The organism is Aphanothece hegewaldii CCALA 016 (assembly GCF_003007785.1).
GTDB lineage: Bacteria > Cyanobacteriota > Cyanobacteriia > Cyanobacteriales > Microcystaceae > Chroococcus > Chroococcus hegewaldii.
Map to the genome: position 1 here is coordinate 1 of NZ_PXOH01000051.1, position 19,077 is coordinate 19,077.

18 protein-coding genes are annotated in these 19,077 nt (G+C 43.4%); 4 read left to right on the forward strand and 14 right to left on the reverse strand.

Going from position 1 to position 19,077, the window contains the following annotated elements; all coding sequences use genetic code 11:
* Window positions 1-70: 70 nt before the first annotated feature.
* From C7H19_RS23430 to C7H19_RS23470, 9 genes are all read right to left on the reverse strand, one after another.
* The gene (locus tag C7H19_RS23430; RefSeq protein ID WP_106459332.1) at window positions 71-1,072 is read right to left on the reverse strand and encodes an alpha/beta hydrolase; all 1,002 of its coding nucleotides are present in this window, start codon (window positions 1,070-1,072) and stop codon (window positions 71-73) included.
* 53 nt (window positions 1,073-1,125) lie between these two features.
* Window positions 1,126-2,364, reverse strand: coding sequence for an outer membrane protein (locus C7H19_RS23435; RefSeq protein WP_106459333.1), 1,239 nt, complete (start codon window positions 2,362-2,364; stop codon window positions 1,126-1,128).
* Window positions 2,365-2,426: 62 nt separating this feature from the next.
* Complete coding sequence (locus C7H19_RS23440; protein WP_106459334.1) at window positions 2,427-3,107, reverse strand: MarC family protein; 681 nt, start codon at window positions 3,105-3,107, stop codon at window positions 2,427-2,429.
* Between the two features lie 26 nt (window positions 3,108-3,133).
* The gene (locus C7H19_RS23445) at window positions 3,134-3,670 is read right to left on the reverse strand and encodes a type IV pilin-like G/H family protein (protein ID WP_106459335.1); all 537 of its coding nucleotides are present in this window, start codon (window positions 3,668-3,670) and stop codon (window positions 3,134-3,136) included.
* 78 nt (window positions 3,671-3,748) lie between these two features.
* A complete protein-coding gene (locus tag C7H19_RS23450; RefSeq protein WP_106459336.1) occupies window positions 3,749-4,228 on the reverse strand; it encodes a hypothetical protein in 480 nt (159 codons plus the stop codon).
* Between the two features lie 39 nt (window positions 4,229-4,267).
* Complete coding sequence (locus C7H19_RS23455) at window positions 4,268-4,777, reverse strand: hypothetical protein (RefSeq protein ID WP_106459337.1); 510 nt, start codon at window positions 4,775-4,777, stop codon at window positions 4,268-4,270.
* A 279-nt stretch (window positions 4,778-5,056) separates the two neighbouring features.
* Entirely contained in the window at window positions 5,057-5,734 is a 678-nt protein-coding gene (locus tag C7H19_RS23460; protein ID WP_181280721.1) for a carboxymuconolactone decarboxylase family protein, read from the reverse strand.
* 39 nt (window positions 5,735-5,773) lie between these two features.
* Window positions 5,774-6,082, reverse strand: a complete 309-nt coding sequence (locus tag C7H19_RS27290) for a Rieske (2Fe-2S) protein (RefSeq protein ID WP_106459339.1) — start codon at window positions 6,080-6,082, stop codon at window positions 5,774-5,776.
* A gap of 28 nt (window positions 6,083-6,110) precedes the next feature.
* Window positions 6,111-7,223 (reverse strand): beta-keto acid cleavage family enzyme, encoded by a 1,113-nt coding sequence (locus C7H19_RS23470; RefSeq protein WP_106459340.1) that lies wholly within the window; start codon window positions 7,221-7,223, stop codon window positions 6,111-6,113.
* Window positions 7,224-7,475: 252 nt separating this feature from the next.
* On the opposite strand from C7H19_RS23470, the gene C7H19_RS23475 reads away from it, so the two are divergent.
* Together C7H19_RS23475 and C7H19_RS23480 are read left to right on the forward strand one after the other, a co-directional pair.
* Window positions 7,476-8,549 carry a helix-turn-helix domain-containing protein gene (locus tag C7H19_RS23475; protein WP_106459341.1) on the forward strand — a complete coding sequence of 358 codons (1,074 nt, stop codon included), beginning with the start codon at window positions 7,476-7,478 and terminating at the stop codon, window positions 8,547-8,549.
* Between the two features lie 1,046 nt (window positions 8,550-9,595).
* Window positions 9,596-10,372 (forward strand): GIY-YIG nuclease family protein, encoded by a 777-nt coding sequence (locus C7H19_RS23480; RefSeq protein ID WP_106459342.1) that lies wholly within the window; start codon window positions 9,596-9,598, stop codon window positions 10,370-10,372.
* 202 nt (window positions 10,373-10,574) lie between these two features.
* On the opposite strand, the gene C7H19_RS23485 is transcribed toward C7H19_RS23480, so the two are convergent.
* A complete protein-coding gene (locus C7H19_RS23485) occupies window positions 10,575-11,090 on the reverse strand; it encodes a ribosomal protein L7/L12 (RefSeq protein WP_106459343.1) in 516 nt (171 codons plus the stop codon).
* Window positions 11,091-11,385: 295 nt separating this feature from the next.
* Here C7H19_RS23485 and mobQ point away from each other — a divergent pair, with 295 nt between their 5' ends.
* On the forward strand, window positions 11,386-13,425 hold the full coding sequence (gene mobQ, locus C7H19_RS23490; protein ID WP_106459344.1) for a MobQ family relaxase: 2,040 nt from the start codon (window positions 11,386-11,388) through the stop codon (window positions 13,423-13,425).
* Between the two features lie 18 nt (window positions 13,426-13,443).
* Here the strand turns inward: mobQ and C7H19_RS23495 are convergent, their stop codons facing one another.
* Window positions 13,444-16,635, reverse strand: coding sequence for a phage/plasmid primase, P4 family (locus C7H19_RS23495; protein WP_106459345.1), 3,192 nt, complete (start codon window positions 16,633-16,635; stop codon window positions 13,444-13,446).
* A gap of 137 nt (window positions 16,636-16,772) precedes the next feature.
* A complete protein-coding gene (locus C7H19_RS23500; protein ID WP_106459346.1) occupies window positions 16,773-17,057 on the reverse strand; it encodes a DNA-binding protein in 285 nt (94 codons plus the stop codon).
* Window positions 17,058-17,130: 73 nt separating this feature from the next.
* Between C7H19_RS23500 and C7H19_RS23505 the strand changes: the two genes are divergently transcribed.
* Window positions 17,131-18,027, forward strand: coding sequence for a hypothetical protein (locus C7H19_RS23505; RefSeq protein ID WP_106459347.1), 897 nt, complete (start codon window positions 17,131-17,133; stop codon window positions 18,025-18,027).
* Here the strand turns inward: C7H19_RS23505 and C7H19_RS23510 are convergent.
* Window positions 17,966-18,679, reverse strand: coding sequence for a tyrosine-type recombinase/integrase (locus C7H19_RS23510; protein WP_106459348.1), 714 nt, complete (start codon window positions 18,677-18,679; stop codon window positions 17,966-17,968). The two genes, C7H19_RS23505 and C7H19_RS23510, sit on opposite strands and share 62 nt — an antisense overlap.
* Window positions 18,680-18,809: 130 nt before the next feature.
* Entirely contained in the window at window positions 18,810-19,040 is a 231-nt protein-coding gene (locus tag C7H19_RS23515; RefSeq protein ID WP_245927742.1) for a helix-turn-helix domain-containing protein, read from the reverse strand.
* Between the last annotated feature and the right edge of the window lie 37 nt (window positions 19,041-19,077).

A 19,077-nucleotide genomic window follows, 5' to 3' on the forward strand; every position in this document is an offset into this window, starting at 1 on the left:
AATTTTTACCTACTAGCAACAACTAGAGCCACTAAAAGCTTACCACAAATATACAATTAATTATGCATTGTTACTTATTTTTTAGATCGAGCCTATTCTGAAACTCAGTTGCATTACGCCGTTGCAGTTCATCAATCACATAGCTAATATCCTTGGGGCGATTGATAAATTCATTGAGGTCAAAGATATTTTGATGGTAGCCCTGTAACATCTCTTGCAAGTAAATAGCATCACTGCCAATATGTTGAGGTGCCGCCACCAGATAGCCATAGGAAGCTAGGTGTTTCAGTCCTACTGCATAATCTTCGGGACGAGAGGATAAACCGTGTGAGAAAACAATGACAGGAATTTGGCTATTCCCCTCCCGTTGCGGGATAAAAACATCTACATAAAACTGGCGGTTACGGCTTGGGTCAGTTAAATGCCAAACTTGTTGTGTAACCTCGTACTGACCAGGCTTACGAATATCGGGTAACGTGGCGTAATTGATTTGAGACTCGGCTTTGGTTTCTTCAAGATCTAAGGAACGCATTTCACTGACTAAGAATTCGGTTGCTCGAACAACTTCCTTGGCTTCTCTAGCAAAACCGAGTACCCTTTCTCCTTGAAACTCGATATTGACGGGCAATTTTTTCAAGACATTGAGGAGGGTTAGTCCTTGTGGATCGAATGCCGCCGAGATGATGGCTCCGCGCAGTGCGTATTTTCCATTACCACCTCCTTGAATATTAATCCCTTTCCCCAGACGGTAGAGAAGATCTGATCCCATTGCACTATTAAAAAAACGAGATAATAAAACAGGATTGACCTCAACTCGTCTGAGAAGGGCTTGACGAAATTCCTCTCTTTCGGCTGCATTAGCGCGGCTTAAATAAAGCTGTAAATCTGGACTGATTTTTCCTGTCTTAGCAAAGGCTTCTAAAGAGGAAACTTTGACTGATAATAGAACAGCATCATCGGCTAAAAATAGTTCTTCAGCCGCTTTGACAGGAAGTGCTATGAGACTAGCCGTTAAAGTAGCCATTAAGACAGAAGTAATTTTAGATTTGATTTTGAGTATTGACTTAGGCATAAAAATATAATTTTTAAATAGAAAAATAGTTTGATTTCCACGAAATCATCTGACTAAATCCGAAAGGTTATTGCTAGATAAGGCCCATTAAAATTTTGCTCAAACTTAAAGGCATTATCACCACTGCCATTGCCATACTTGATCTGATAGAAACGATAGGCTACGTTGAGTGAAATATTAGGATTAACCCACCAATCTAAACCAAAGATCGCATTCCAACTCAAATCGGTTTCGCCCGCCAGTCCAAAGCCAGAAACATCTCCCCTCGCCCAGAAGGTGATTGGTTCAGAAATTTGTAGACCGATCTTCCCGCCAACCAACGGTTCAAACCAAGTTCTTCCCGCTCTACTACCAGAGCCTTCAACGGTCTGCTCAAGACGATTAAAAGTTAATGTTGTCTTGATCGTGGTACTAATATCATTAAGACGAGTCCCAACGATCGGAGTAAACCAAATGCGCGGGAAAGCAGCTTTAGAGGGTTGAGTAGGCTGATAAGGAATTTGACGTGCGCCAATGTGATAACTGAGGGCAAAATCATAAATTCCCTGATCGAAGGTAAGATCTGATTCTAGTCTGGCATTAACGACTGGACGTTCGACTTGCTTAATTCCAGTCCCGTGAAGACTAACGTAATATCCATCAAATATTAAACCGAAATTACCCTTCCAAGCTTCAATCCGACCACTTGCTGTTACTCGTAGCACGTCTAATAATTCACCTAGGCTAAGATGGTAATCGACACTTCGGTTTCCAGCCGTTACCGAACCATAAGTCGTTACAGGGATAGTCGCGTAGGGTTGAATATCAATATGCCAATCCTTACTTTCAACGACTTGGGTTTCTTCAGTGTTGTTTGGCGGTGTATCTGGAGTAATTTCAGTCGGTGTTTCAGTCGGCTGAGTTTCTTCTGGTTTTGGTGCTTCGATCTCCTCTGGAGTGAGTTGACTGATAGGAGTATTCCCACCACTTAATAAATCGGCAGCACAAGCACTATTAGGGACAACTTGGTTTTCAGATGGCTTTTGAAGCGATGACTCATTTGGTTTAAGCGTGTTGGTGATGGGGGTAAAATCAGAACAGGAAGAATTGAGTGATGATTCAGGAATCTCGTTAATCTTCTTTGAAGAAGTATGCTCCCAGGCTAGATGATCGTTTGCTTCCTCCTCATGATTGACGGCGGGAATGATTGATAATGGATTAGCGTTAGCATTGTTAGTTACAAAGCAAACACTTCCTACAAGAAGCCATTGAAGCAATAGAATTGAATGTTTTTTTTGTAAAAGTTTTAGCATGATTTTAACTTTTTTTAAACTATCAATATCTCTTAGTCAGTCAGGAGAAGGTAAAAATCAAATTATCGAACTTTGAGAATTTCAGGAGTAAGTGAATTAACAATAATGTTAGATAAACCTGTAATCATAAATTGAACTCCGATCGCGGCTACTATTAGTCCGAGGATTCGGGTAACAATATTTAATCCCACATCCCCTACTATTTTCTGTAACCAACGACCTGACAGAAAAAGCACAAATACTAAGAAACAGATCACAATAATCGTACCGAGCAGACCAACAAAAAGAGCATTGTCTTTTTTGGCCTCTGCTTCAGTTGCATAAAGAATCACATTAGCAATCACCCCTGGCCCGACTAACAAAGGCATCGCTAAGGGAATGACAATCTTGCGATAGACTAACTGAGCTTCTCTAAAATCACTTTGTTGATCTTCAGCGATCAGATCTTTAGCCGCTTGACTAGAATTCCCGTTGACAATGCCAATCCCGATAATTAGTAAAAGAATACCGCCTGCAATCCGAAATGAGTCTAAAGAAATGCCAAAAAACCTGAGTAGACTCGAACCAGCGAAGAAGAATATCAGGAGTAATACCAAAGCCGTCAGAGCAACAAATAAGGCTAACCATCGTTGGACGGTTCGCTTTTCCCCTGCACTGTAACCGATAAAGATCGGGAGAACGCCTAACGGATTTAAGAGTGCAAATAAGCTGGCGGCAAAATTACTAATTAAAAGTTTATCCATGATGCTCTAGCCAATACATAAATTTGTTATTCTGTCAACTCAGAAGCAGCGACTTGAGTTGAAAAATCACCACACTGTAAAGACAACTTTGTTGGGTTGGTTGGATCACTTCCCCTGACTAATTGAGGGTCGGCGGGTCGAACCTGTCCTGGTGTTGTGTTCTCACAAATAATTGTTGTGATTTTTGGATTCTGATCTGGAGTGATAAAAGCTCCCCCAACATAGGCTTTTAGCTGGCTTGTCTGAGGAGATTTAGCAGGAATCACATAACTGTAGGCGGCTTCTGAGGTAGTACGAACCGCATAATCAAAAGTAGTCGGTAAAGTGAGTCCAAAATCTTTTTTAATATCCTTAATCGGAGGGCGAAATTGACCATTTTCTTGATAATAGGTGCGTTGTCCTTCAGTCATCTTGGCGACGACTTGCAGTGCTGCATTCTGATCTTGGTCAGTTTGGCTTTGAGCTTGAGTGCTTAAACCGAGTCCGATTAATCCAGTTCCAAAAATTAGAGTGCTGACTACTCTAATCATCCATGCTTGTTTGCCTGTTATTTGTCGATTCATTGTCATGATTCCCTATTAATAATGTGTACAAAAAAGATAAATGGGTGTGAGTCGCTTTTCTAAAAATTACAAAACTTTTTAGCGACAACCAACGACTGAAGCTGTGTAGGTTCTGTCAATCGCTTCAACTCCATTGACAAATAAATTGACCTGATAAGGTTCATCTTCAGGACGCGGTGTAGCTTCTAGGATTAAGGGCTTACCTGCTTGGAATTGTACGCTCTCGGAGTTAAAGAACTCACCCGCAGTTTGGTCACTGTATTTAAGATACATTCTGATTTCAAAGGGGCCGCCATCATTAGAGTTAAGGGTGACGACAAAGCGACGGAATGCGATATCCCCTGGAATGGCCCAATCTGTATTCCAGTTATTGCGAACGACATCTACTCCTACTATTCCTAAAGGGCCGGCGGGAATTGTCGGTGGAGAAACTTTCTTAGTAATTGTGTTATCCTGACTCCCTGCGACAGGAATGGGGGTACAGGTTTCAGCTTGGACGGGTAAATTAAGACTCAAGAACGAGGCTAGGATGCCTAAAATCGTGACACGCTCGAACATAAAAAATCTCCTAAAACAATGATTGAAAAAATTTAGTTTCTAGGCCACTCGGTTTCGCTGAGTTTGCGGACGGTTTAAGAAAAACTTGAGTAGGTTTCCTTTTCCTAAATAGGTATCAATTTCTGTAAAGATATTGTGCATAAGGAAAACGACGGCAATACATAAAATCGTCGCTAGAAAAGGATAGAAGTGTTCACTGTGGATCAATGTTTCAATCGCACCAGAAAGCGATTTTGTTTTCAAATAACCATCGATCAGTCTCTCAATCAACCCGATAACTAGCACAGCTAAAGTGTAGATAAAAGTTTTATACAAAACGCTGATATAACGTGGAGAGCGTTGAAATCGCTCCATCCAAGGTGTCATCTCCATTAAAACAACTGCTTTAGCGGCTACTATTGAGCCAACTAAAGCTTTTGATAATACATAAGCACTAATATCATATTCTTTTAAAAAGAGTTTCATGATGAGGAGAATGTAACCAAATCCAATAAAAAAAAATAGAGCTAGAGAGCTAATTTTTTTGAGTTCACGTTTAAGGCTTTGCATAAATTTAATTAATTCGCTCCGATTGATGAAATGGATCTTAGAAGTTGAAGGGCCATCTTACAGGGAAAATTGCCTTAATGATTTGGTGGTGTTATAAATTTGTTAATGCTATTTCGGCGTTGCTGAATAAGTTTTGCTCTTCGCCCTCAAAGCTTGATAATTTGTAGCAGATCGACATTAAAATCAGCAACGCCAATTTTTCTACTTCTGACTTGCACCTACTTTCTGGTCTTTCTGCTTAAGCCAAACTCAGGTTAAGTTAACCAACAGCATCGAGATCTACTCGAACCCCAAAGCCGCCAGTTCTTCTGCTAACAGGGGGACACCTAGATGACAAGACTCCTCTCCAAAGGCAACGCAGACCTTCAGCACTTCCATGATTTCCTCCATCGTTGCGCCTAGTTTCAATGCCGCTTTGATATGCCTACGGGTACCAGGGGCGTACATATGGGTGATCGAAGCGTCGAAAGCAATACTTAACAGTTCAACCTGTTTGGGAGTGAACACTTGATCGGCATAAATGCTGATCGCCGTTGTCATAAACTGATCAGTCCACACGGGATCTAGCTCATAAAAGGGTTCCCAAGCCGTATTCCATTGGCCGAGTGCTTTCATCTTGTCACAGGCTGGAGTCGTTGCCAGTTTAGCGATGGGTTCTACTCCTGCAGCCTTTGCCTCTTCTAGCAAGATAGGGGCCCCAAGGCTACAGGAATGGATCGACAGTAGCGATGCCATTTTCAAAATTATCAAAATTTCATCCCGCGTTGCTCCCGCTTCCAAGGCGGCACGAATATGACGACGAGTACCATCCGCTTGCAGATTAGTACAGGCGGCATTCAAGCCAACGCAAATTAACTCGATCGTTTTAACGTCTAGAATGCCATTTTTCCAGGGGTTCGTCGTCATTTGTCGATACGGCTCTGCCCAAGCCGAGTCCCATTCCTGTAATTTATCCATTCTGGAATCCTTTGAGTACATAACAACTGTATTTTGAAATCAGGGGATCTCAACCCTCACAATCTCATTTATCACCTGCACTGGGTATGAGGTTACGCCAAGGTCGGGGCTTGTCATCATGCAACCTGTAGTGACATTAACCTTGAGGCCGTGGGTACGACAGGTAACAATCTTGCCATCCAGCTTACCCCAACCCAATGATGACCCGGCATGGGGGCAAGCGTCATCAATAGCATAGATCTGCCCATCTACGTTAAACAAGGCAATGGACTTATTGGCGATCGTGACTGTCGTACCTTTCCCCGGTGGAATCCGATCTAATCCTATTGCCTCAACAAAATCCGCCATTTTCTAAGTTTTCTACTGAAAGAAATCGTTACAGAACACTGGTTGGAGAAGTTACTACCTCTGTCGGTTTAGGTAACTGACCATTCGTTTCATAACCCAGAAAACCTTTGTAACCTTCAGGTCGATTGGGTGGCAGACCAAGGTTGAAAAGCGTTTCTTCCACCGTGTCATACCAAACACCCACTTTCATGATTTGGCGGGCTTCGTCTGCCGTTGCCACCTTGCGGCCAAATTGCTCACTCTGCTTCGCAGCCCACTCAACCTGCTTGACCGTTGGCCAGGGCTTCTTGTTCATGTCCCAGATGTTGTCCTCGTTGCCGACGCGCACGTTGACACCGAGAACGGTTGCCATCGTTTGGATCGCGATGTTGCCGCGCATACTGCTCCAGAACGTCACGCTCGATGCACCGTGCGGCGTGCGGCGCAGCATCTCCATCCAGTCGAACGGGTTGCGCCCCATTGTACCACCGCCATAACCGCAGAGGGCCACATTCAGCGGCCCCATGTAGACGCCGCTACGAATCAGCCGCTCGATGATCTCGATCTGATGTACGTGAACCGGAACGAAGTAGGGCTGGATCTTGTTCTTGCGTAGACGCTTGAGGTGTTCGACGTAGAAGGCTGGTGTTGAGTCCACCACCATGCCGCTCCACGCGGCCGCCACCTTTGGATCAGCCAGGTGTGTTCCGTCCGCGTCGCCTGGAATGAATGCTTGCGTGATATCCCAGAGCGTTGTTCCAGTCGTGACCGTGACAAAGTCTGGCTTCGGATCTAGCTCCGTCAACATATGGCGAGTGTCGTAATCCAACCATTTGGCCTTGGCATCCTCGGTGTGCGGCGCGAACGAAATCGATCCGCCCACCTGGATGATCATCTTCGGTACTGCCTGCCGTATGCGTGCGAGCATCTCGTTGTACTGGTCGAAGTTGGTCGAACCTTGGCCAGTCTTGGGATCGCGCACATGAAAGTGCAGCACGGTAGCACCAGCGTTGTAGCAGTCAACTGCCGCCTGCACCTGCTCGTCCCATGAAACAGGAAGGTCTTCGACGTCACCTGGTAGCCACGAAGGCCCGTAAGGGGCCGCTGTGATGATTAGTGGCTGCATATTCTCAGGAAAGAGCGAATCATCGGTGAAATACATAAATGCTGATCCTCCAAAGGCTAAGTTTAGGTCGTCAAACTAAACTCCAAACAATTGATTAAATTTGATTAACCTGCCGTTCAGAGAATAGAGTTAGTGATTCAAGGTGATTATTACCTTATTTTATGAGAATCGCTTGCCATTTCATGCCAAATGTGTTAATATTTGTTGCACAGCGATTACCTAGTTCAATCATTGTTTGGTGCATTGCCTTGATAGTTGAAACGATTTGATTATTTAATCTTGCTATTTATGAGTGCAATTCCTCTGGTTCGAGCCAATGCAATCTTGCCCTTAGTAAGATTTTTAGATAGGTCAGGGGTGCCAACAGAAAAGTTTTTACGACAGGTCAAATTGCCGATCTATGCGCTAGAGAATTCTGAATCTTTAGTCTCTCTCTATCAGGTGTTTAATTTTGCTGAAAAAGTCGCCTACACTGAAGGGATTGAACACTTAGGGATTTTAGCTAGTCAGCAGGTTGAAGTTAAGGATTTTGGGATTTTCGGTAGAATCGCTAGTCAATCTCTAACCTTGTACGATCTTCTCAACACGATCTCTCAGTTGCTGACAAAAACCCATAATTCTGGTGCGCGGGCATGGGTGACTCAAAGAGGCGATCAGATTTGGTTTAATCATCAATACATCAACCCTTATCAACTAGATAATCAGCAAGCTCAGTATTATGCCTGTCTGATGTATCTCAAAATCATTCATTCGTTCACTGACGGAAGATGGTATCCAACGGACTTGCATTTTCAGACTAGCCCTCTTCACGGGTTAGGGAATCTAGAAGTATTTTCAAATGTTCGCCTTCACTTTAATCAAGCAAATAACGCGATCGCTTTCCCTAAAACCCAGTTATATTTGCCATTGCCGCGAACTAGAAGTCCGTTTTTTCCTCAGCAGCAACAGGAGTATGAACTCTTGTTGTCCTCTGCACCACCTGTTGAGCTAAGAACCACCCTCGAGCTATTCATTCGATCTGGGCTACTTGATGGGCATTCTGATATTAAAGCTGCTGCCAGTGCTGCTGGTATGAGCCTTCGGAGTTTTCAACGACGTTTAGCAGGCGAAGGACTAAGCTATTCTAAGCTAGTAGAACAGACACGGTTTAATTTAGCAGTTACTTGGCTCAAAGATCCCACTATGCGATTGATAGACATAGCTGTTGAGTTAGGTTACACCGATGCTACTAAATTTACCCGCGCCTTCAAACGCTGGACTGGCGTTGCTCCTAGTGAGTTTCGACGACAGCAATTGACCAATCATTTAGATTTGCCGTTAGTGATGCACGAACGTGACTGTTTTCAAGAAAACTTGGCTTAATGTGAGCGGGGCAAACTACCGCACTCGCTGACACCTGGGGCAATCTAAGAAATGAGAGCAGCTTTTAGTCTTTTAGCCTGTCTTTTAAGATATTCCCCTAAAATCTCTAAAAAACATATCCGATAAGATTTATAAGCTTTTTTGTTTAATTAGAGAACGGGCTACTTTTGCCGTGACTAGCTAGAAGCGGCAATATTTGGCTATGAAGCGATCCGAAAAGCGGATCTGCCTTACGGCAGTGCGCTAATTTTTTAGATCTGAAACTCTTACCAGGCAAACGTTTTCAGCTATCCTGCCCCTGGTGTCAGCCTCGCGGTAGTTTGCCCCAGTTTGAAGATGCTCTCTTTCGTGTTTACCAAGGCAGGAACGAAGAAGGGAGGGGAAATTGCTTGGGCGATAGACAAGGGTTATGAAGTTGAAGCAAATCCACAGCAGTCGGGCATCAGTGTTAAGAAGGCTTTGTCATCAGAGTTTGACCCCCCTCCCGATTAATTTCTCACTCTAAATGTTCAAGAAATTGCTGATAACCATTACAAGGCAATGCTTTTAAGCATTATGTATCTTTTAAAGCTTACACTGTCTATTTAATCGATAAACAATGTAACTGGCTTTAGATGCAACTGAACAATTTTAATGACAATTTACCAGACAATGTAAAGCATAATTGACATACAATGTAATTATAATTGTCTAACATTCCCCTCATTTCAGAAAATTACCCCCCTCACAAAGAAGCCATTTACGAAGAGTCTAATCACACCATCACAGTAAAATGTATTTACTGTCATCAGCTTGATCATTTAAAGCTATTTAAATTAATTCATTATACTGACTGAAAGTTTAGTGTGTCTTGAGTCTCTTAAGCATATCCAAAAATTATATTCATATTTATATGACATTGCATACAACAACAAAATATATTCAATGACATACTACTAATAAATTCTGGTAACTAACACTTATCGCTCCATCTCTTTCCCCTTTCACCTCAGCTTGTACCTTAGCTATAATTACAGTGCATACATTAACGTCACTCCCCGTCACCCATGACCGAAAACCATAAAAGTACAGCCGTTACTTTCCGATGCCCTTCTGATGTCATCGACAGCATCGATACCCAAGCTAAAGCCACTAAGCAAAACAGAACCGATGTCCTTGTTGACCTCATCCTCGGTTCAATTCCCAACGTAAAAGTAATAGAGAGATCTAAACTTTCCCCCTCACCTGCGATTTATTATGTCTTTACCCCAGACAAAAAATTATTGTATATGGGAAAAGCTGATAACTTACAGAAACGCTGGAATAGTCATCATAAATATCAATACTTTATCGAAACCTCATTAGATTGTCGGATTGGCTATTTTCCCCTTAATTCAGTAGATAATCTCAATGAAGTTATTGAGGAGTTCCAAAGTGATTCTGTTGCCACACCAACCGAGAATATCTTAGTAACCAATGGTCAGTTAAACGAACTTAGACACGAACTCTACGCCTTAAAACGCCAATTCGACATCACTTTCTCTAGCCTGTCGGCTATCGGCTTAGAAAACCTGATCAAGCGATTTGAAGACCTCAAACCCCCTTCAGGTCTACAGGACTGGACACCGACCTCTGAAGACCGTCGAGAAGGCATTGTGAGAAGCAACCTGATGAAACACTTCGGTTTTAACTCAACCCTTGATCTCGAAAGTGCTGCTTCTTTTTACAACAATGAACTCGATAAATACCTTGAAGAACTTTCAGGCTGGCAATGTAAACCCATTGAACAAGGTAGCCATCGAACCCGCTTTTACGCGCCATCTACTCCTCAAAACAAACCTTAAAGCCAGGTCGGAATCGGGTTGGATTGATAGGCTATCGGTTGGAGGCCAAAGCTATAGCCAACCCGCTTCCTAAACCTCGTCACTGAGTCGGGCTGGATATCTAATCAACGCGCTTCGTTTTTCTTCTTTCGCCAGCCTCCTTTTTGCGAGGTTTCCCTGACTTTTAGCCCTAAAATTGACCCAAACACAATCTCCATCTCGCTCAGTCAAGAGACTTTCTCACAGTAACAGTCGCTCCGAACTCGAAAAATTGCTTTTTAATCTCTTGTGCTTGAGCTACATTATTGACTTTCATCAACAACGTCGGAGCCGATTCAACTAGATCCTTAGCTTCTTTAAGTCCTAAATTAGTCACGTTCCGTACCGTCTTAAGAGCTTTAATTTTATCGGTGCCATGATCCTCTAAAATCACTTCAAAAGACTGTCGGAAAGCAGCACTCTCCGAACTCGATGTTGGCTCACTCTTAAGAACCTGAACAGGAGGTAAGTTAAATAACGTCCGATCTCCTTCTCTAGACAAAAACCCATCTAACCGTTTCATCATTACATTTTTATCTAATTCTCCCAAATCCATCATCTCCATTACCAAAGCACCTAAGAGGATTTTTTTTCTTGTATCCGACTTACGTTTCTGTGTGGCTTCAGCCGCCTTAATCTTTTGAATCTGAGCCTTAAGTTCCTCTTGCTTCTTTAATAGCTGTTCTAATCGCTTATTCATCACTTGTTTTTAAAAAGCCTTGATACAACCATCATAGCTAAATCACAACTTTCCGCTACGTTCCAGAACTCTCGTGCTACACTTGAGTTATCGTCTGCCTCCCATTATGGAGTAATTGCGCATTTATACAACCTGCGGTTGCGTGCGTCAAAGGGGGACACCCCCTTTGAAAACCCCCTCGGTGGGTTGCCAAAAACCTCTGATTGATTTCCCAATCCTATCGCTTCGTTCCTGTCTTTAGTTTTGGGCAGATGGGAAAGAAGATAACCCACTTAGAAACGTCTCATCACATTCAATGGCTATTTATCACGTTAGTGCAAAAATCATTTCTCGTAGTGGTGGCAAAAGTGTTCTGGCGAGTGCCGCCTATCGTGCTGGTGATAAATTAACTGATCAACGGTTAGGTAAAAGTTTTGATTATACGAAAAAGCAAGGGGTAGACTCTACGCTCATTCTTGCCCCGAAAAATGCTCCTGATTGGGTTTCTAACCGTGAGCAGCTATGGAATCAAGTTGAAGCCGCCGAGAATCGAAAAGACTCTCAACTCGCTCGTGAATTTAATATTGCTCTACCTGTTGAATTAAATAATGAGCAGATGAAGGATTTAGCTAAATCCTATGTCCAAGAACAATTTGTGAATCGAGGCATGATCGCTGATGTTGCCTTTCATGACCTGGACAGTGATAATCCTCATTTTCATGTGCTGCTCACCATGAGGGAGATTACTGAACAGGGTTTTAGTAGGAAGAAAAATCGAGACTGGAACTCAAACGAGCTATTAGTCGAACAACGAGAAGCATGGGCAACCCACGTTAATGCGGCTCTTGAAAATCTTGGGCTAGTCGAGGAGAAGATCGATCATCGTACTTTAGTGGCTCAAGGGATTACAGAGCGTATCGCTCAAGTCCACTTAGGGCCAGAACTACACCGCATTAGAGAAGAATATCTTGAGCAGGGTAATTTACAGGAATTTAGAGACAAATACCAGATCGGGGATTTGTATGAAACAATCAACGAGATCAATCTTGAACTTGCTTCTAGCAACGCTGCTTTAGAGGAACTTAATGAGTTAATTGCCATTGAACAGGAGGCGATGGAAGAAATCAAACAGCAGACAACTTCCTTCTTTGAAGCCCAAAATATAACTATGAACCCAAACGAGCCAAAAGAGGAATCCGACCGTGAACGGGAATGGGAAAGCACCGCAGAACCTATCAATCTCACCGAACGACTTGACGAAATTACTAACTACTTTACAAGCTCTAGTAGAGAGGCAGAGGCAAGCCGACGAAGATTACACCGCCTTGCAGACCGTCTTCGAGGCAGTGGTTACGAAGCTGGAAAACATAGAGAACCGAGTCAATCGATTGGAGACAGCACAGCAGCAGAAATTCAGCCAAATACAGAACTATCAAGAAGCTCTAAAAAGCCAACTCAAGGACTTGAAAAAGGCACAGGTTCAAGATCTCAATCAAGTGCAAGAAGATCTATCGAGCCGTCTGAACACTCTCAACAACAACTGTCTAGTGACTTGGGAAGCGGCACAGAAGGACAGGGAGAATTTGAAAGGGTTACTGAACCAGCTAGATCGCCCCACACTGCTTCTACTGGGGGGTCTAAGCCTAATTCTGACCAGTCTGCTCAGTTGGAGCTTAGTCAGAATTTCTCCCCCGAATGGCAATCAAATCGAACAACTCAAGGGACGGGTGAACAACATAGAAATCAAGCTCAATCGTCTGGAGAAGACGAAAAATCGCTAAGTGAACTACAACGACAATCAGATTTGAATAATTTAGCCGCGATCGCTACCATCATTCGATTGATGCAGGAGGTAGAGCAAAAAACCTTTGAAGGAAAACGATACCGATTTAAAGTATCTGCTGATTATGAAAATGTAGAAATGTACGCTCTTGATGGTCGAGATTTAATTTTAAGCAAACAGGATGGTCAAATCAGGGGTCAGCTATCTGCTGAAGACATACAGGCGATCGAGAATTTGAATCAACAGCTTGACCGAAGAGAGGCACAACGACAGGTTAATCGTTGTATGCCCGTTTTGGCTAAACTCTTAAATCATGTTGGTCAATACCGACAGAATAATTCGGTTTACTTTCTCGAATTTAATTTCAAAACTCAAATCATGACCTATCGCTTAAAAGAAAACCCAGAAGATTTTCTTGTTGCTCAACGGACTAATCAAGGTTGGGAGTACAAGGAAGGCAAATTACCCCCAGTTCAAGAACAGGAGATCTCCGTTGATTTAGACGAGTGGTTAGAGCAACAGGCACTTCAAAAAGCCCAGAAAAAAGAGCGTTCCAGGGGTTTTTCTCGTTAAACGCTTAACCGTTTGGATTTATTGCCGCTTTAGATATTGCCACAACTCGATGATTTGATCATCATCGAGAAAACGTCGAGATTTGACCCCGTAAGTTTGAAACAGGTACTCTTTGGCTTGTTCGACACTCCATCCCAAACGGATTAAATCATGATCGATATCCTTCATCACCTCATTGTATTGATAAATCACTGGTTTTAATAAATTCAATTGATCAGCAGAAGCCGCTTCATTGAACTTTTGCTGTTGTGATGGGGTTAACACATTAAAGAAAACCCAATCGATTTCGTTACTACTAAAACCTGATTCATTCTTGAACCGTGTTAACTCCTCTTTATTGTTACAAACCAACATTCCCTCAGAACATTTGTTCGCCCGTTTCTCCTTAGCACGAATGTCATTCGAGTTTCGATGAGGATAAGTCGAGTAATCAATCTTTGGAGGTTGAATCGGCTCATTACCATCACCATTCTGTGTTTGAGCGTATGATCTGGGGGCAGAATTGTTCGCTTGGCTCTTTTGTGATGGATTTGTGCCGTCACCGTGATGGTTCTGTGACGACGGCTGTGATGGCACTCTCATTGCTTTTAATTCATCACCCTTAATCGTTTGAGCGATTTGGTGTGATGGATGTGATGACAGAGAGCCATTATTTATTGCTTTATTTAAACCAACATCGGTTACTGATGAATGAAGTTGATTTTTTTCTTTAAACGAATTTTGAAATAATCCATCACATCCATCACATCCATCACCTGTAAGAGTTTGAGCCATCACACTATCCATCACACCATCCATCACATCCGTCACACCTAATGAGGATTTTGGTGGTGACTGGCCACCCAAAAAAGGTGGCGGTGAAGCAGGTGGAGCATGATCACCTGTAATTAATAACGGGTCTAAATCAGCATCAGTGCGAATCTTTAAGCCCAAGAAGTAAGCCCCATAGCGATCTCGCCCATGAGTCACATCCAGCTTTAATTGATTCACACACAAATCAGAAAGTAAATTGACAAAGCGACGCACACTAATCGCTTTTGCCCCTGTGTTCTGACAATATTCAGCATAATTCGCATAAAGCCACTGATTAACGTGACAGTACCAATTCTCCGAATCGAGATTTTTATCGCGTTTGGCCACCCCAACCGCCATGCGGTATCCATCACGGTAAACGAGCGCGTGGTCTAACCAATCGGCAATTGGATTCGTTTCAACCAAACTTTGCGCCTTCATCTGGGCAAGTTTCGGCACCCGTTGCTGATAATTTTTAATTAAAGCCGTTGCTTCATCAGGTTTCATCCCCAAGACCCAGTTCAGTAAACCAGGGATATACGGGGCAAACTCCCCACAGATTTCACCATTACGATGTTCGATTAAATTCTTCTGTTGAGTCGTTTCAATGCGATGAGTCATTGGAACACTCAGGCGACGGCGTTCTAAACCACTGGTATAATCTCCTGATTGGATTATTTCATTAGCTGCTACTAGCACCATCGCCGTCGGTGTAAAGCCACCGTGACTTTGTTTAAATTTCACCTCATAAGGCAGTGGATCTTGACCCGTTAAGGCTTTAAGAATTGAGACGTTCCCTGTATAGCGTTCACTATCAGTAATCACTACTAAACGCTTATCTTTGATTGAAGCCGTTTCAAAGCGTTCGTTTTCTAGCTTCTTCAATGTTGTCGTGTGAACATTTCGCATTCCGACTAAAGAAATTGCCAAGCGAAGATAAGTCGATTTTCCCGTTCCTCCTGGGCCAACTAACTCTAGATACTTCTGCCAGTCAGTGCGGCCCGTAACAATGCCATGTAAATAGGCTCTGAGTAACTGGACTAAATTTTCATCGCCAAAGCACATTTCTTTGAGCCATTGTAAAATCGGGTCACAAAGAGCTAAAGGATTGTAATCATAGGGCAAACACCACGTTAAACGATGTTCGGGGTCATGGGGCATCAAGAGTAAAGTTTTTCGAGAGAGGACACCGTTAGTAAATGGAATAAATTCTTCAGTTTCATCCCACGTTCTAACCGCTAATTCATATCTCATCAAGGCTTCGATGTTCCGAACTAAACTGTCAGTAATTCGTGGCTCCCGAACTTTGTCGTCTTTGGTGATGGTGTACATCGATTGATTCGCTTTTAATTCAGCGAGGATCACTTGACGGACAAATTCAACGGGTTCAATGCTCCAAATGCCTTCGATTGCTGTACTATAGGTTCGCCATTCTTGGAGCGAAACATCCCAGGCTAAACGATTTTCATAGCGTTTTACCAACCACTTCGCTAAAGGAAACTGCTCCCAGGAAGTCGGATAACCTTCAGGAATTGAAGGTCGTCCATCTTCGTATTCGTCTTGCCAATTGACAAAACAAATCGCCTTAGCGAGTAGCTGTTGTCGAAATTCTTCAATGCCGTTCATAGAGATATAGTCATCAATTCCTTTTCCTAATTGTTCATCCCATGAGGGCAGGACATAAACGGGAACGTTAAATTTTGTTAACTGACTCCCTAGCTTATGTAATGCTTTCCTGACATCTAGGTTAGTGGTGAGGTCAGTATCGAAGGCCAGGATAAAACCGAATCCTGCTTTGGCTAAACGTTCTAACGCCGCAACGAGATAACGTTTGCCTTGCGGGTCAGCTTTAGCCGAGGTTAAGCCCATTTCTACCCCTAGTAAGGCGGCTGTCGGAAGCCCATGAAAACAGGCGCAAATCGCTTTAAAACCGCCTTCAGTGATGATAATGTAGGGATGCCCATCGATCAGCCAGCAACGAGCTTTTAAGGCATCTTTATCGTGCCAGAAATAGGGATCACTTGGATGTGCAGGTAAAAGAGCATCATATTCATCTTTAAATGCGGTGCGGTATTTAGCAGCTTTCTTACCCTGTTTATCGCTCCAGGGCTTGTCGGGTCGGAATTGGTACTGGCCGTTAGACCCTGAAATGATGATGCCTCCCGAACGGGCGGGGTAGCCGAGGAGTTCTGTTGCTTCTTTAATGTCTACGGAGTAACAGTTAGCCGCGATCCAGTCGGGGTCGAGTCCTCTTTGTTTTTGATGGGTGTCAGAACCGCAGCAATGGTTGTAATGCTTGTCGCTTAGGCGTTTGGGGTTGGATTCAGGAAGATTGAATGTTGAGACAACGGTATCTTGAGTAGCAGATTTTTCGGGCGCACTTGTCTGTGTCCACCCTTTTTTGATAAGATTGAGCATAGAGCAAAAAGTTTTTTTGAACTTCAATATGTGAAAAGCCCTGCTAGCCCTTGGAAGCTTGAGCGGGGTTTTTTACATTCTTTTCTTAGTTTATATTGTTTGTTCTTTTGAGGGAAATATTCTGTTCTCAAAAGATATTAAGATTTGTAACGTTTTCTCCATTTCTGAATGTATTCAAGAGCATTCGGATCGGCAACAAGCAACGATTTCCCAATTCTGTAAGCATCCAAAGACGGCTCAATATTAGATTCAGGTCGTCCTGTAATGTCATAGCGTACCCGACGTGGTGTAACTCCAATCTCGTTGGCAATCTCTTCAATCGTCCAATACCCAGGAATTGTTGGTTCTTTCCGTTTTAAAGGCGGGTCAAAATCAGATGGACGCAGAACCATTGGTTCTGGAGTGGCTAGAGAATTAGGCATCTTTTGCGAGCAGTGAAATACTCCTAATTATCCCTATGATATCAATGGATTTCCAAATCTCAAATCAAATTAAATGACACGACAGCCCCACGACCAGTTTGCCAAAGAGTACCTAGAGGAATTGCTATCGCCTATAGGAAAAGTCGAAACCAGCCGCGATGTCAGGAGCGAAGTACAAGAAATCGATGTCTGGTTCGATCTCACCACCCCACCTACGGCCAATCCCCCCAATTTAGGATTATTGAGCCAGATGGCTGCTACTAGCTGTTTATTTGAACCCTATCGCAATGCCCCGACTGAAATCGAAATCCGCAGTTGTCTGTTAAAGCTGTACACCGTTCACGGTGAACTCTTGCGGAAAGCCAAACGGGAAAAACAATCGTTGTCAGAAACCGAATTGCCGTTTTTATGGATTCTGTCGCCTTCGTGTTCAGCCAGAATCAAAGACGGATTTGGAGCTTTTCTCAAAGAGGAAGAAAATTGGGTCGAAGGAGTTTATTTTCTGCACGACTTTCTTAAAACCGCCATCGTCGCCATCAACCAACTCCCCGTCACACCCGATACACTCTGGTTGAGGGTTTTAGGCAAAGGAAGCACCCAGAGACAAGCGGTAGAAGAATTAGCCAACTTACCAGAAAATCATCCGTTCCGAGATAATTTATTAGAGATCTTAGCTTCTTGGCGCAAGACATTAGAGTTAAAAGATAATAGAAGTGAAGAAGAGAGGGAATTAATTATGAACTTATCACCCGCTTACCTACAGCAGCGCGAAGTCTGGAAAGAAGAAGGACAAGGCTTGGTGATCGAGACACTCCTAGAAGGACGTTTTGGAGCGTTAGACGAGGAATTATCCCGTCTAATTCCCCAGATCGTGCAGCTACCGAGACCCGAGCGCACCCAATTACTGCTCAACTTAGCAAATCTTTCTCGTGAGGATTTGTTAGCTGCTCTTTCAGAGTCATCGAACTAATCGAGTCAGATGAGACTTCAACATAAATAGATTTATCGAAGTCAGTCCCATCTACGGGAGTGAGCATCGAGAGGGAAGCGATCGCGCCTTTGATTTGTTCGGGTTTGACTTCTAAATATTTGTAAAGTTCATCAAGGGTACGGTGTCCTGAGATCTCTTGAATGATGCGTAGGGGAATTCCTGCGTTGCTCATTTGGGTGAGGGCGGTTCTGCGGAAGCTGTGAGTGCTAACGCCTTCTAAGCCGACTTTTCTGCAAGCTTGATTGAGGAGCCAGATGGCCGAGTCGCGGTGCAGATGGGTATTTGCTCTTTGGTGGAGTTCGTTGCCTGGAAAGAGGTAAATAGAGTCGGTGCGGGGGGTGTAGGTTTCTAGTTTTAGGCGTAAATCTTCGATGACGGGGATGGTGCGGGTGGCCAGTTTGCCTTTGGTGTTGCCTTTGCGGATGATGATTTCGGGTCGGACTTGATTTTTGGAGTCGTAAACATCGCGTTTAGTTAGGGTGACGGCTTCAGAAATGCGGCAGGCGGTGTAGAGGCAGACGGCAAAGAGGGCGCGGTCACGGGGCGGGTTGACGGTGAAGCCATCACGAAAAAGAAGTTGAATTTCATTACTTGTGAGGATTTTCGCTTGTCCGTGACGGTCGATTTTCATTCATGCTTACTCGTAGTGCCTTTGTGAATATTGAACGGCTTCTTGGGGGTGTGGGTCAACCCCGACAGTGACCGACAGGTATTCCGACTGTCGAGATTAACCCTGTCGGTGCGACGGATTAAAGTCGCGGTTATAAATTCTCGATGTACTCCTCTAGGTCTTTACGCTTGACTCGCCATGCTTTCCCAACGATTTGAGCTTTGAGTTGGTTAGAGGCGATCGCATCACGTAGGGTTTCACGGCTCAACCCAGTAAGGGCTTGAACTTCTTTTAGAGTCAGCAGCAGTTTGTTTTCAATCCCGACAGTCGGTTGATTAGTTGGTAAGTAGCTATGTAAAATTAATTGTATATTTTTCTCCAAAATATTTGAGAATGTTTTCCACAGCTTCCACTAAAGT